Origin of the sequence: Limnohabitans planktonicus II-D5, assembly GCF_001270065.2 — a bacterium.
In the GTDB taxonomy this organism is placed as follows: domain Bacteria; phylum Pseudomonadota; class Gammaproteobacteria; order Burkholderiales; family Burkholderiaceae_C; genus Limnohabitans_A; species Limnohabitans_A planktonicus.
In genome coordinates, this window is sequence record NZ_LFYT02000052.1 from 1 (window position 1) to 13,986 (window position 13,986).

General features: G+C 59.4%; 11 protein-coding genes and 1 tRNA gene. 8 read left to right on the plus strand and 4 right to left on the minus strand.

Annotated features, from left to right (window positions below):
* Positions 1-439, minus strand: a 439-nt coding sequence (locus H663_RS40320; protein WP_133240087.1) for a helix-turn-helix domain-containing protein, incomplete at its 3' end; no start/stop codon positions are given.
* A gap of 163 nt (positions 440-602) precedes the next feature.
* On the opposite strand from H663_RS40320, the gene H663_RS40325 reads away from it, so the two are divergent.
* The 5 genes from H663_RS40325 (at position 603) to H663_RS40345 (ending at position 7,260) form a co-directional block, all read left to right on the plus strand.
* Positions 603-2,810 carry a PAS domain-containing sensor histidine kinase gene (locus tag H663_RS40325; RefSeq protein WP_420844070.1) on the plus strand — a complete coding sequence of 736 codons (2,208 nt, stop codon included), beginning with the start codon at positions 603-605 and terminating at the stop codon, positions 2,808-2,810.
* A complete protein-coding gene (locus tag H663_RS40330; RefSeq protein WP_053175708.1) occupies positions 2,807-3,433 on the plus strand; it encodes a response regulator transcription factor in 627 nt (208 codons plus the stop codon). The genes H663_RS40325 and H663_RS40330 overlap by 4 nt, the downstream gene beginning before the upstream one ends.
* 78 nt (positions 3,434-3,511) lie before the next feature.
* Complete coding sequence (folD, locus tag H663_RS40335; RefSeq protein WP_053176923.1) at positions 3,512-4,363, plus strand: bifunctional methylenetetrahydrofolate dehydrogenase/methenyltetrahydrofolate cyclohydrolase FolD; 852 nt, start codon at positions 3,512-3,514, stop codon at positions 4,361-4,363.
* A gap of 36 nt (positions 4,364-4,399) precedes the next feature.
* Positions 4,400-6,433 (plus strand): M3 family metallopeptidase, encoded by a 2,034-nt coding sequence (locus H663_RS40340; RefSeq protein WP_053175706.1) that lies wholly within the window; start codon positions 4,400-4,402, stop codon positions 6,431-6,433.
* 89 nt (positions 6,434-6,522) lie between these two features.
* Positions 6,523-7,260: a SapC family protein gene (locus H663_RS40345; protein ID WP_053175703.1), complete on the plus strand. Its 738-nt coding sequence runs from the start codon at positions 6,523-6,525 to the stop codon at positions 7,258-7,260.
* Between the two features lie 142 nt (positions 7,261-7,402).
* On the opposite strand, the gene H663_RS40350 is transcribed toward H663_RS40345, so the two are convergent.
* From H663_RS40350 to H663_RS40360, 3 genes are all read right to left on the minus strand, one after another.
* A tRNA-Val gene (locus tag H663_RS40350) sits at positions 7,403-7,479 on the minus strand.
* A 71-nt stretch (positions 7,480-7,550) separates the two neighbouring features.
* Entirely contained in the window at positions 7,551-9,740 is a 2,190-nt protein-coding gene (locus tag H663_RS40355; protein ID WP_053175701.1) for a RelA/SpoT family protein, read from the minus strand.
* A 58-nt stretch (positions 9,741-9,798) separates the two neighbouring features.
* Entirely contained in the window at positions 9,799-10,728 is a 930-nt protein-coding gene (locus H663_RS40360) for an alpha/beta fold hydrolase (protein ID WP_053176921.1), read from the minus strand.
* 101 nt (positions 10,729-10,829) lie between these two features.
* Between H663_RS40360 and H663_RS40365 the strand changes: the two genes are divergently transcribed.
* Genes H663_RS40365 through H663_RS40375 form a run of 3 tightly spaced genes read left to right on the plus strand, consistent with a single transcriptional unit; the run spans position 10,830 to position 13,711 of the window.
* Positions 10,830-11,600, plus strand: coding sequence for a 3-hydroxybutyrate dehydrogenase (locus H663_RS40365; protein ID WP_053175697.1), 771 nt, complete (start codon positions 10,830-10,832; stop codon positions 11,598-11,600).
* A 3-nt stretch (positions 11,601-11,603) separates the two neighbouring features.
* Positions 11,604-12,332 carry an osmolarity response regulator transcription factor OmpR gene (gene ompR, locus H663_RS40370; protein WP_053175693.1) on the plus strand — a complete coding sequence of 243 codons (729 nt, stop codon included), beginning with the start codon at positions 11,604-11,606 and terminating at the stop codon, positions 12,330-12,332.
* Positions 12,329-13,711, plus strand: coding sequence for an ATP-binding protein (locus H663_RS40375; RefSeq protein ID WP_053175689.1), 1,383 nt, complete (start codon positions 12,329-12,331; stop codon positions 13,709-13,711). Before ompR ends, H663_RS40375 begins: the two co-directional genes overlap by 4 nt.
* Positions 13,712-13,986 lie beyond the last annotated feature (275 nt).

Sequence of the window (13,986 nt, forward strand, 5' to 3'; positions counted from 1 at the left end):
CCTCATCCACGTAGTGTTCAATGCGCCGCCACAGCTGTTTGTCGGTGCAGCGCAGCAGTGCAGCGGCTTGGCGCACGGGCAGCTCCCGGCACAAAGACAAAGCCAGCGCTTCAAACAATGCAGTGAAGCCACTGCCCTCGCGCGCCCAGGGGACCTGTGCCTGTGTTGTCTTGCCGCAGTCGCTGCAGGCCACGCGTGGCACCTCGGCGTGCAGCCAAGCTTCGTATTGGAAGAAGTCCAAGTGCCGCCATTGGCGTTTTTGTCGGTCATGAATGCCTTGATCGAGCAAGCCACACACGGGGCAGGCCAGACGTTTGGCATCGCAGGTGAGATCAAAGTCAATGCGACGGCGGGCCATGTCGAGGTTGACGTTTTCAACGCGCCACGGGGCAGACAAGCCCAGCGCACTGGTGAACAAAGATTCGATTCCAATAGCCATTTACGGATCTTCAGTTGATGAACGGACATCCGCCATCAGGATTTGTGAGCAGCCGACTGCGCCTGTGGCCAACAAACACCACCGGGCTCGGTTACTGCATTGTATTTTTCAAGTCAAGTTCCACACGGAATGACGAAGAGCCGAAATTCGCGTGGATCAGTTCATGTCGCGTGCTGAGGCCTTGGTGCAGCAATATCCTGAATACCAGTCGCTGACCTGGATTGATGACCGTCGGCGCATCATCGCCAATCAGAGCGTTTCCAGCCTCCTGACCGGCCAGCATTTGCGGGCAGGCAGCGTGCTCAAGGTGGGCGATACCGAAAGCAACTACAGCCTGGCGCGTGATTTGATGCAACCCATCTACGGCCAGATTGATGCCGAAGACGAACGCGATGCCGGCAATGCCGTGTTGCAACTGCATTCACCCTTGACCAACGACCAAGGCCGCTTCAGTGGCGTGATCCTGGCCCAATACTCCATGGAAGGCTTGCTGCGATACGGCATTCCCACCGAAGTTTTGGCCAAGTACGCTGTGGCCTTGCAAGACAGCAAAGGCAAGCTGCAAGCCGGCCAAACCATCCCCACGCGCGTGCATCTGTGGAACCTGTTGCCCGGTAGCCAACGCATTGACAACGATTACGAAGTGCCGGTGGCCCCGGTGGGCAACGGACTGATTTTGCGGGCGCAAGCCTGGCGGACCTCGCAAGGCCTGGTGGGCAGCGGTTTGTTTTGGCTGGTCAGTGTGCTGAGCGTCATGACCGCCTGGATGTTGATTGGCAATTGGCGACACACGCGCCGGCGCCTGCAGGCGCAAAAGGCCCTGGTGGCCGAAACCAACTTCCGCCGCGCCATGGAAAACTCCATGCTCACGGGCATGCGGGCCTTGGATTTGTATGGACGCATCACTTATGTGAACCCGGCTTTTTGTCAAATGACCGGCTGGAACGAATCCGAGCTGGTCGGCGGCACTGCGCCCTTCCCCTATTGGCCGGACGACGACCGCGAAATGCTGACCAAACGGCTGGAAGAGGAAATCAGCGGCCAGCATTCAGCCGGCGGCTTTCAGGTGCGGGTCAAGCGCAAAAACGGCACCTTGTTCGACTCCCGCATGTATGTCTCGCCACTCATTGACGCTCGGGGTCAGCAAACAGGCTGGATGACCTCGATGACCGACATCACCGAACCCAATCGCATCCGCGAGCAATTGGCCAGCGCACATGACCGCTTCACCATCGTGCTGGAGGCGCTGGACGCTTCTGTGTCTGTCGCCCCGCTGGGCAGTCAGGAACTGCTTTTTGCCAACAAGTTGTACCGCCTGTGGTTTGGTCAAAACACGCAAGGCCATTTGCGCCTGGTGGCCCAGGCGGGGGCCTACACCAGCGACAAAGAATCCGACGATGTGGATGATCTGGCGGGCCTGCCCACTGAAAGCCTGACAGTAGCCCGCTCAGAAAATGCCGAAATTTTTGTGCCCGAACTGGGCAAATGGCTGGAAGTGCGTTCGCGTTACATCAACTGGGCCGATGGCCGATTGGCGCAGATGGTGATTGCCAGTGACATCACGCCGCGCCGCCAGGCAGAAGAGCTGGCCGCACAGCAGGCCGAACGCGCCCAGACCGCCAGCCGCCTGATCACCATGGGTGAGATGGCGTCCAGCGTGGCCCACGAGCTGAACCAGCCGCTCACGGCCATCAGCAATTACTGCAGCGGCATGATCTCGCGCATCAAAAACAAACAGGTCAAGGAAGACGATCTGGTCTGGGCGCTGGAGAAAACCGCACATCAGGCGCAACGTGCAGGACAGATCATTTTGCGCATCCGCAGTTTCGTCAAACGCAGTGAGCCCAACCGCATGCTGTCGGACGTCTCGGCCATGGTGAGCGAATCACTGGAATTGGCAGAAATCGAATTGCGCAGGCGCCATGTCCGCTTGTCGCACTACGTGGCTGCACGCCTGCCCCAGCTCTTGGTAGACCCCATCCTGATTGAACAGGTGTTGATCAATCTGATGAAAAACGCGGCCGAATCGATCGACAACGCCAACCGGCCAGTCGGACAGCGGCACGTGGAGCTGCGCGTGGTGCCCACGACAAGGGATGAGCAATCCGTGGTGGAGTTCTCGGTCAGCGACTCGGGTCAGGGCCTGCCGCCGGAGGTGATTGACCGTGTGTACGAAGCGTTTTTTTCCACAAAGGTCGAAGGCATGGGCATTGGCCTGAATTTGTGCCGCAGCATCATTGAATCGCATCAGGGCAGGATCTCAGCCCAGAACATCTACAATGCCGACGATGTGATTGGATGTCGTTTTTGCTTCTGGATTCCCGTGCACACCACATTGACCGAAGAACAACCCACCGAGGTAAATGAATGAGTTTGATTCCGAAAAAAGGCACCGTGTATGTCGTTGATGACGACGAAGCCGTGCGCGATTCCTTGCAGTGGCTCCTCGAAGGCAAAGACTACCGTGTGCGTTGCTATGACAGCGCTGAATCCTTCATCAGCCGCTACGACCCCCGCGAAGTGGCTTGCCTGATTGCCGACATCCGCATGGGCGGCATGACAGGTCTGGAACTGCAAGACCGCCTGATCGAGCGCCGCTCACCCTTGCCCATCGTGTTCATCACCGGCCACGGCGATGTGCCCATGGCCGTGAACACCATGAAAAAAGGTGCCATGGACTTCATCCAAAAGCCTTTCAAGGAAGAAGAATTGCTGGGCCTGGTTGAGCGCATGCTCGATGAAGCCCGTGAAGCCTTTGCAGGCCACCAGCAAGCGGCCAGCCGCGATGCGCTGCTGTCCAAGCTCACGGGCCGCGAAGCGCAGGTGCTCGAACGCATCGTCGCTGGTCGCCTGAACAAGCAGATCGCTGACGATCTGGGCATCAGCATCAAAACCGTTGAGGCCCACCGCGCCAACATCATGGAAAAGCTCAACGCCAACACCGTGGCAGATTTGCTCAAGATCGCGCTGGGGCAAAACGCGCCCAAAGCCTGATCCAAGCCTTCACGTCCAGAACGCCCGCACTTGCCGGGCGTTTTGCATTTTTTCTCTGACTTTTTTGGTTTTTCACACATGACCGCACAACTCATCGACGGCAACGCCCTTTCCAAACAACTGCGCACCGAAGTCGCCACCCGCGCCCAAGCCCTCAAAGCCCAAGGCGTGAAGCCAGGCCTGGCCGTGGTGCTGGTGGGCGACAACCCGGCCAGCCAGGTTTATGTGCGCAACAAGGTCAAGGCCTGCGAAGACAGCGGCTTGCACTCGGTGCTCGAAAAGTACGAGGCCACGATGACCGAAGCCGACTTGCTGGCCCGTGTGGAAGCCCTCAACAACGACCCGGCCATACACGGCATCCTGGTGCAGTTGCCCTTGCCCGCGCACATCGACGCGCAAAAGGTCATTGAGGCCATCAGCCCTGCCAAGGACGTGGACGGCTTTCACATCGCCAGCGCCGGGGCCTTGATGACCGGCATGCCCGGCTTTTGGCCCTGCACGCCTTACGGATGCATGAAGATGCTCGACAGCATTGGCTACGACCTGCGCGGCAAACACGCCGTGGTCATTGGCCGCAGCAACATTGTGGGCAAACCCATGGCGCTGATGCTGCTGCAAAAAGACGCCACCGTCACAGTGGCGCACTCGCGCACCCAAAACCTCAAAGCCCTGACCCTGCAAGCCGACGTGATCGTGGCCGCTGTGGGCAAGCGCAATGTGCTCACAGCCGACATGGTCAAGCCCGGCGCGGTGGTGTTGGACGTTGGCATGAACCGCAACGACGAAGGCAAGCTGTGCGGCGATGTGGACTTTGATGGCGTCAAAGAAGTCGCGGGCTACATCACCCCGGTGCCTGGCGGTGTCGGACCCATGACCATCACCATGTTGTTGGTCAACACCCTTGAAGCGGCCGAACGCGCCTCCAAGTGATACAAAGTACCCACTGAACTGATATTTGGAAGCCCCATGACCAACCCCTTGCTCGACACCTCTGGCCTGCCCTTGTTTGACCGCATTGCCCCCGAGCATGTGGCCCCAGCGCTGGACGAACTGCTGGCCGCAGCCGAAAAAGCACTGGACACCGTGACCGCCGCCGACTTTCCGTCGGACTGGAAAGCCATCGCCCAGACCCTGGACGTGAGCACAGAGCGGCTGGGCATGGCCTGGGGCGCGGTCAGTCACCTCAACAGCGTGGCCGACACTCCCGAATTGCGCGCCGCCTACAACGCCGCCCTGCCCCGTGTGACCGAGTTCTGGACGCGCCTGGGCAGCGACGAGCGCCTGTACGCCAAATACAAAGCCATTGACGCCGCCAGTCTCAACACCGAGCAAACCCAAGCTCGTAAAAACGCCCTGCGCGGTTTTGTCTTGGGTGGCGCCGAACTGCAAGGCCAGGCCAAAGAACGCTACGCCGCCATCCAGGAGCGGCTGGCCGAAATCACGCAAAAGTTCAGCGAAAACACACTCGACGCGACCGACAAATTTGCCCTGTACGTGAGCGAAGACCAGCTCCAAGGTGTGCCCGCCGATGTGGTGCAAGCCACCCGCGATGCCGCGCAAAAAGAAGGCCAAGAAGGCCACCGCCTGAGCCTGAAAATGCCGGTGTATTTGCCGGTGATGCAGTTTGCAGACAGCGGCGCACTGCGCGAGCAGCTCTACAAAGCCTATGTGACCCGCGCCTCGGACCAAGCCCCCGAAGACGCCAAGCACTTCGACAACACCCCCTTGATGCAGGAAATCCTGGCGCTGCGCCAGGAAGAAGCGCACCTGCTGGGCTTTGACAACTACGCCCAAGTGTCTGTGGTGCCCAAGATGGCCGAGTCACCCGAAAAAGTCACCACCTTCTTGCGCGACCTGGCGGCCAAAGCCCGCCCCTTTGCCGAAAAAGACCTGGCCGACCTGCGCGAATTCGCCGCCAACGCACTGGGCATCACCGGCCCGCTCAACGCCTGGGACGTGCCCTACCTGAGCGAAAAACTCAAGGAAGCGCGCTACAGCTTCAGCGAGCAAGAGGTCAAGCAGTACTTCACCGCGCCCAAAGTGCTGGCCGGGCTGTTCAAGATCATCGAAACCCTGTTCGAAGTCAGCATCCGCGCCGACCAAGCGCCCGTGTGGCACCCGGCCGTGGCGTTTTACCGCATCGAGCGTGATGGCAAGCTGATTGGTCAGTTCTATCTGGACCCCCCAGCCCGCGCAGGCAAGCGCGGTGGCGCGTGGATGGACGACGTGCGCGGCCGCTGGCAGCGCCCCGACACGGGCGTGTTGCAAACACCTGTGGCGCACCTGGTGTGCAACTTCGCCGAAGGTGTGAACGGCCAACCCGCTTTGCTCACGCACGACGACGTGATCACCCTCTTCCACGAGTTTGGCCATGGTCTGCACCACATGCTCACGCAAGTGAACGAGCGCGATGTCTCGGGCATCAGCGGTGTGGAATGGGATGCGGTCGAGCTGCCCAGCCAGTTTATGGAAAACTTCTGCTGGGAATGGTCGGTGCTGCGCCACATGACGGCCCATGTGGAAACGGGCGAGCCCTTGCCGCGTGCGCTCTTTGACAAGATGCTGGCCGCCAAAAACTTCCAAAGCGGCCTGCAAACCCTGCGCCAGATCGAATTTTCATTGTTTGACATGCTGGTGCATGCCGAACACGATCCGGCACAAGACTTCATGCCGCTGCTCGCACAAGTGCGCGACGAAGTGGCCGTGATGCGCCCGCCCGCCTTCAACCGCATGGCCCACACCTTCAGCCACATCTTTGCAGGCGGTTATGCGGCAGGTTATTACAGCTACAAATGGGCCGAGGTGCTGAGCGCAGACGCTTATGCGGCGTTTGAAGAAACCGCCGCAGACGACGGCACGCCCAGCGTGGAAACCGGTCGCTTGTACCGCCAAGCCATCCTGGAAGCGGGCGGCAGTCGCCCGGCGCTGGAATCGTTCAAAGCCTTCCGGGGCCGCGAGCCGAACCTGGATGCGCTGCTCAGGCACCAAGGCATGGTGTGACGGTTCGAGGCTCCACTCAACTGTGATTCAAAAAATCAAAAAATGGATTTAAAAGTGTTAATCTTTTGATTTTCAACAGGGAGCCCCCAATGACCAACCGTTCATTTCCGCTTTTGTATAAAAACCCCCAACCGCTCAACCCTGAGCAGCATGGTCAGCTGTCACTCAATCCTCAAGCAGGTTATGGTTTTGCGCATGAGACCAACTCCCTGCCTTTGGTGATTGAGGAGTTCCCGGCCGCCTGCAGGGACTACGTGATTGTGTTCACTGCAGGGGAATCGGCCATGCCATTGGTCATGTTGGGCATGAACCCTGACCACAACGCCTACGTGCAAACCAATGGTCAGTGGACCGAAGGCACTTACGTCCCTGCTTATGTGCGCCGCTATCCATTTATCCTGGCTGAAAACGAGGGTTCCGACGCGCTGACTTTGTGCATCGACTTCGATTCAACATGGGTCGCGCCAGGTCATGAAATGGCCTTTTTCGACGACAAAGGCGTCAAGACCGCGGTCACAGACCGGGCACTGACTTTCTGCCAGAGCTTCCACCAACAGATGCAACAAACCATTGAATTCAGCAAGGCTTTGCAAGCCGCTCAAATTCTGGTGGAACAGCATGCCAAAGTCACTCTACCCAACGGCGAATCCTTGAGTCTTTCTGGTTTTCGGGTGGTCGATGAGGAAAAGTTGCGTCAACTGTCCGCAAAAACCATGCAAAAGTTTGTCGAACGCGGCTGGATGGGCCTGATCTACGCGCACCTGATTTCGATGGGCAGCATGAACAAGCTGGGGAGTTTGCTACAGGCCAAGGGCCAAGAGGCCTGATCAAAGGAAGAATGCCACTACCGATGTAGGCAAAGCCGAAGTGGGTTAAGGCTTTGCACAAAAATATCCACAAAGCATGGTTGAAAAAACCATAAAAAAAGCACCTAGCGTTTCCGCTAAGTGCTTTTTTTCCTACCAAATTTGGTAGGCGCGACTAGATTCGAACTAGCGACCCCCACCATGTCAAGGTGGTGCTCTAACCAACTGAGCTACGCGCCTAAGAGACCGCAATTATAGCAATGAAAAAGCGCATTTCAGAGGCAGGCTTTGAAAGAATGAAGGAATTTTGATCAACGTCTTCGGGCATGGCGCACGCCCTTGACGGCGCGCACGGTGACCAGCACTTTGTTCAGCAAGGCAGAGTCGGAAATTTCCACCGTGAATGTCATCCAGGCCATGCCTTTGACGGACTGGGTTTGCACACCGATGACGTTCATCTTCTCTTTGGAGAAAACCTCTGAAATGTCCCTGAGCAAACCCTGTCGGTCGTTTGCCTCCACGGCGACATCCACGGGGTATACCGAAGCTTCTGGCCCTGATTTGCGCTCGCCCCATCGCACTTCGATCACTCGCTCAGGGTTACGCTTGGTCAATTCCCGGAAATTGCTGCAATCTTGTCGGTGGATGCTGACGCCCTTGCCTCGCGTCACAAAGCCTTGAATCGCATCTGGCGGAGCAGGCTTGCAGCAGCGGGACAATTGCGTCAGCAAAGACCCCACCCCCACCACCAATACCCCTGACTCAGAGGTGTGGCGACTGCCCCGGGTTTTGCGCTGCAAAACGATTTCATCGGGCGTGAGTGCGGGCTCCGGCGGCTTGAGCAAGACCTCGATGTTGCGCAGCGAATATTCGTCTTTGCCCACCACTTCGAACAGGCCATCCGCCGACTTGAACCCCAGTTGACTGGCCAGATCCTCCAGCCGCATGGCAGTGCGGCCTTCGCGCTGCAGGAGCTTTTCCACCGCCTCGCGTCCGCGAGCGATGTTTTCGCTGCTGATCTGCGCATTGAACCAGGCCCGCACCTTGGCCCGCGCCCGGTGGCTGGCCAGATAACCCAGCTCAGGATTGAGCCAATCCCGCGAGGGGCCACCTTCTTTGATGGCGGTGACCTCCACCGTTTGACCATTGGCCAATGGGGTATGCAGCGGGACCATGGCACCGTCGACTTTGGCACCGCGGCAGCGGTGCCCCAAATTGGTGTGCACGGTGTAGGCAAAATCAATCGGCGTGGCGCCTTGAGGCAGCTCCACCACCGCCGCATCAGGGGTCAGCACATAAATGCGGTCATCAAACAGGCCCTGGGCATCCGCAGCGCCTGACAGGTCTCGCTCCCAGGCCAGAAGCTGCCGCAGCACGGCAATCTTGGCGTCGTAATCACTGCTGGCAGACACCCCTGCGTAGCCCTTGGCCCCCGCTTCTTTGTAGGCCCAGTGTGCAGCCACGCCGTGCTCGGCATGGTCGTGCATGGCCTGCGTGCGAATCTGGATCTCGATGGGGCGACCATCCACGTCGCGCACCACGGTGTGCAGCGACTGGTAGCCGTTGGGTTTGGGCTTGGCGATGTAGTCGTCAAATTCTTGCGCAATGGGTGAAAAGTGCTCATGCACCCAACTGAGCACCTGATAGCAGTCAGACACATCGGGCACCACCACACGCAGAGCCCGAATGTCGAACACCTTGTCAAAGGACAGCGACTTGCCGCGCATCTTGCGCACGATGCTGTAGATGTGTTTGGGTCGCCCTTCCACCGTGGCATTGACGCCTTGCTCGGCCAGCGCCAGCTGCATGCGCTGACGCAAATCGACCATGTACTGTTCGCGCTCGACCCGCTTTTCATCCAGAAGCTTGGCAATTTCCTTGTAGGTCACTGGCTCCAGAAAGCGAAAAGACAAGTCCTCCAGCTCCCATTTGATTTGCCAAATGCCCAGGCGGTTGGCCAGAGGGGCAAACACTTGCAGGGACTCTTTGGCCAAGGCCGCAGGCACAGGCAGCTTGGTGGCTGCGAAGTGGCGCAAAGTCTGCATGCGCGACGCCAGGCGCAACATGACCACACGCAAATCACGGCTGAAAGCGAGCAGCATCTTGCGCACGTTTTCGGTCTGCAACTTGGGGTCATCGAGCAACTGGGCGCTGCTTTGTGACGAACGAGACAAGCGCTGCACATGCACCAACTGATTGGTGTGCATGGCCAGTTGAGCCAAGCCGGGATCAAAGGCCTTGGCAATGACCTCTTCGGGCTTGTTCAAATGCGGGCAGGCATAGACCAGGTAACAGGCGGCCTGCATGAACTCGGAGCCGCCAATGTCGGCCAAGATGGTCGCCACGGCATCGGCATGCGACAAGATGTTTTCACCCGTGTCCAGCGTTTCACCGGCAATCAATGGTTCGGCAAAAGCCCGCGCACGGGCCAAGGTATCGGCCTGAGCCGCCCCCTCTGCGGCCGCGGCCAACAAAACGGGAGGCACAGCCGATGCGTGCATTTTTCCGGGAATGACGACCCGGCTGGCGGAATGACTGGAGGAGGGACTGACCATGGATTCAATCAGCAAGCAAGAATTTGGCCACCGCATCGATCTGGTCTGGTGCCGTCAAAGTGGGCGCATGTCCGATCCCCGCCCAAGTCTGCAGGTCTGCCCGAGGGCCACGTTGCGTCATCGCCGTGGCCGTCTCGGCAGTCAGCAAATCAGAATCAGCACCCCGAATGAGCAAAGTCTGCGCCTTGATCTGGTCATACAGCCCCCACAAGGCGGCCTCGCCTGCAGCCGCAGCTTCGGGCGTCAAGGCACGCAGGGGCTGACCAATGGCCGGGTCGTAATGCAAAGTCACCGCCCCTTCGGTGGCGGGGCGAATCATGTGGGACGACATGTCCAGCCAGACATCTTCGGGCACGGGGCCAAAGCCTTGCGAAATCTCGCGCATGGCCGCTGCTGCTTGAGCCAGATCACGAAACTGGCCGTATTGCCCCACATACTGCTGCATGCGCTGCACAGATGCCCAGGTGATGGCAGGCCCCACGTCGTTGAGCACCAAGCGGCGCATCGGCGCTGGCAATGGCAGCCCCGGTTGACCGGCCAGAACCATGCCGATCAGCCCGCCCATGCTGGTGCCTACCCAATCGAGCGACTGCAAACCGGTGCCATCCCCTTGCTGCGCATGCACTTGCGCCAACAACGCCAACATGTCCCCCGCATATTGAGGCAGCTGATAGCCCGCGGGGTCACCCAGCCACTCACTGCGCCCACGCCCCACCACATCGGGGCAAATGACTTGCAAAGGCTGCGCACTGCGCGACACCAAGGCTTGGGCCAGGCGGTCAAAATCCCTTCCCTGCCGGGTCAGGCCGTGCACACACACCACCACACGGCTGGCCCGGGCGTCGCCCCAGCGCCAATAGGCCATGCGGTGCTGGCCCTCGGCATGGGGACAGGTGGCGAATTCAAGGGAAGCTGGAGTCAAAGAGTTGTGCATGACAATCGGAAACAAACAGATGGTGCCTTGGGGCAAACTGCCCATGTGCAGCGCCATAATGGACTTTCAAGCATCCTAATTCATCTTTCGGAGTGGAAATCATGTTGCAAGGTAAAACAGCGTTGGTCACCGGATCAACCAGCGGCATCGGCCTGGGCATTGCCAAGGCTTTGGCCCAACAAGGTGCCAACATCGTTCTGAACGGCTTTGGCGACACCCAAGGCCCTCACGCTGAAATCGCAGCCTTGGGCGTCAAAGTGGCTTACCACGGCGCAGACATGAGCAAAGCCTCTGACATCGAAGCCATGATGAAGTTCGCCGCCGACACCTTTGGCCGTGTCGACATACTGGTCAACAACGCCGGCATTCAGCATGTGGCCAAGATTGAAGACTTTCCGGTCGAGCGTTGGGACGCGATCATCGCCATCAACCTTTCCAGCGCCTTTCACGCCACCCGTCTGGCGCTGCCTGCCATGAAAGCCAACAATTGGGGCCGCATCATCAACGTGGCTTCCATCCACGGCCTGGTCGGCTCGGCAGAAAAATCGGCTTACGTCGCTGCCAAACATGGCGTGGTGGGCCTGACCAAAGTCACCGCACTGGAGACCGCCACCACGGGCGTGACCTGCAACGCCATTTGCCCTGGCTGGGTGCTCACGCCCCTGGTGCAAAAACAAGTGGACGCCAAAGCGGTGGCCATGGGCTTGTCCAACGAAGAGGCCAAAAAACAATTGCTACAGGAAAAAGAACCTTCCATGCAATTCACCACACCCGAAGAGCTGGGTGAGCTGGCCGTGTTCTTTTGCTCAGCCGCAGGCAACAACGTGCGCGGCGTGGCATGGAACATGGACGGCGGCTGGACGGCGCAATAAGCCATGGCTACCTCCAACCGCCTTGACAAAGTCGTCATCGTCGATGACGACACACGCATCCGCGACCTGCTGCGCCGCTACCTCTCGCAAGAGGGTTTTGACGTCTTGCTGGCCGAAGACGGGCGCTCGCTGGACCGGATCTTGCAGCGCGAAACCATTGACCTGATCGTGCTTGACTTGATGCTGCCGGGCGAAGACGGCCTGAGCATCTGCCGCCGCATGCGCGGCGCGGGCAACAAAACGCCCATCATCATGTTGACTGCCAAAGGCGAAGAAGTCGAACGCATCAACGGCCTGGAAATTGGCGCCGACGACTACCTGGGCAAGCCCTTCAACCCGCGTGAATTGCTGGCCCGCATACACGCCGTGTTGCGCCGCAGACCCCAGGCCGAAGTCCCTGGTGCCCCGGCAAGCGAACAGGAGGTGGTCACATTCAGTGAGTTCACCTTCGATCTGGGCGCACGCTCATTGAGCAAAAACGGACAAGACATCGCCTTGACCACCGGCGAGTTCGCCATGCTCAAAGCCTTGGTCAGGCACCCCCGTCAGCCGCTGACACGCGAAAAACTCGCCCATCTGGCCAGGGGCCGAGACTTTGAACCCTTTGACCGCAGCCTGGACGTTCAGATTTCACGCCTGCGCAAAATGCTGGAGCTGGACCCAGCCTCGCCCAAAATCATCCAGACCGTCTGGGGCGTGGGCTATGTGTTTGTGCCTGACGGTCAATCGTGAGCGACGAAACCTTCACCAGTGAAGAAAGAGCCGCCACCGCCAAGTCGCGACGCAGGCTCAAGCTGAGCCTGTTTTGGCGCACCTTCTTTTTGTTGGCATTGCTGATCCTGTGCAGCAGCCTGGCCTGGTTGCAAATGTTTCGCACCCAGGAATACGAGCCGCGCATCTTGCGCAATGCCCACCAGATCGCCACCGTCGTCAACCTGACCCGAACCGCCTTGATGCACACCGACGCCATCGCACGGGTGTCGCTGCTCAAATCGCTGGCCGACGAAGAAGATGTGAGCATCCTCACCCGCGAACCGGGTGACCGCATCGTCCCCTTTGGTGCCACAGGCATGGAAAAGCGCCTGATCCACGAAATGGTGGAACGCCTCGGTCCTGGCACCGTGATCGCTTCCCAGGTCAACGAAGCACCCGGACTGTGGGTGGGCTTTCAAATCGAACGCGACAGCTACTGGCTGCAAATGGACCCGCAGCGACTGCAACCTTTGGGCGGCTCGACCTGGCTAATTTGGTTGCTCGTGGCCATGGCCCTGTCGCTCACGGGGGCCGCAGTGATGGCGGGCTTGATCAACCGCCCGCTCAAACGCCTGTCGCTGGCCGCCAGCCAGCTGCGCGAAGGCCACTTCAACACCTCGACACTCGACGAAGACGCCCCCACCAGCGAAATCCGCGAGGTCAACATTGGCTTTAACCGCATGGCCGAACGCCTGGCCAAAATCGAAGCCGAACGCGCCCTCATGCTGGCGGGCATCTCGCATGATTTGCGCACCCCTTTGGCCCGCCTGAGGCTGGAAACCGAACTCAGCGTGAACGACCCCGAAACCCGCGAACTGATGGCCGCAGACATTGCGCAACTTGACGAAATCATTGACAAATTCCTCGACTACGCGCGCCCCGAGCCCACCAACTTGGGCCCTGTGCTGCTGTCGGGTGTGATCAGCCGCTGCATTGCGCCATTTCGCGTCAACCCACGAATGGACATCACCGTGGATGTGGCAGAAGACCTGCATGTCAAGGCCGAAACAGTCGAGCTGGGCCGCGTGCTCTCGAACTTGCTGGAAAACGCCCGCCGCTATGGCCAAAGCCCCAGCGATGGCATCACCCGCGTCGAAATCGTGGCCCGGGTGCATGACGGCTGGGTGCTGCTGCGCGTGCGCGACCAAGGCCCCGGCGTGTCCGAAGACACCCTCAAAAACCTGACCCAACCGTTTTACCGGGGCGACACCGCACGCACATCAGCCACCGGTTCGGGCCTGGGCCTGGCCATTGTCGAGCGCTCGGTTCAGCGCATGGGGGGCACGTTTTCAGTGTTCAACAACAGCGCCGGCGGCCTGATGGCGCTGATGAAATTCAGGCAAACCGACATCCTGTGAAAAGGCCCTGACGGCCCATGTCGAACTCTTCGAGTGCCGACCTACAAGCCATGTCGGGGTCTTCGACCGCCGACTTTCAAGCCATGTCGGAGTCTTCGACCGCCGACCTACGAGATGTCAACGCCCTGTAGGTCGGCACTCGAAGAGTCCGACGTTTTCAGCCTGAAGGCACAGGCCCCATGTCGGAGTCTTCGACCGCCGACCTACAAGCCATGTCGGGGTCTTCGACCGCCGACCTACGAGATGTCAACGCCCTGTAGGTCGGCACTCGCAGA

Excerpts from the sequence above, each read along its gene's own strand:
- H663_RS40325 (WP_420844070.1), top strand. The coding sequence starts at position 603 with ATGTCGCGTGCTGAGGCCTTGGTGCAGCAATATCCTGAATACCAGTCG.
- H663_RS40365 (WP_053175697.1), top strand. The coding sequence starts at position 10,830 with ATGTTGCAAGGTAAAACAGCGTTGGTCACCGGATCAACCAGCGGCATC.
- H663_RS40355 (WP_053175701.1), bottom strand. The coding sequence starts at position 9,740 with ATGCACGCATCGGCTGTGCCTCCCGTTTTGTTGGCCGCGGCCGCAGAG.
- H663_RS40340 (WP_053175706.1), top strand. The coding sequence starts at position 4,400 with ATGACCAACCCCTTGCTCGACACCTCTGGCCTGCCCTTGTTTGACCGC.
- ompR (WP_053175693.1), top strand. The coding sequence starts at position 11,604 with ATGGCTACCTCCAACCGCCTTGACAAAGTCGTCATCGTCGATGACGAC.
- folD (WP_053176923.1), top strand. The coding sequence starts at position 3,512 with ATGACCGCACAACTCATCGACGGCAACGCCCTTTCCAAACAACTGCGC.
- H663_RS40330 (WP_053175708.1), top strand. The coding sequence starts at position 2,807 with ATGAGTTTGATTCCGAAAAAAGGCACCGTGTATGTCGTTGATGACGAC.
- H663_RS40345 (WP_053175703.1), top strand. The coding sequence starts at position 6,523 with ATGACCAACCGTTCATTTCCGCTTTTGTATAAAAACCCCCAACCGCTC.
- H663_RS40360 (WP_053176921.1), bottom strand. The coding sequence starts at position 10,728 with ATGCACAACTCTTTGACTCCAGCTTCCCTTGAATTCGCCACCTGTCCC.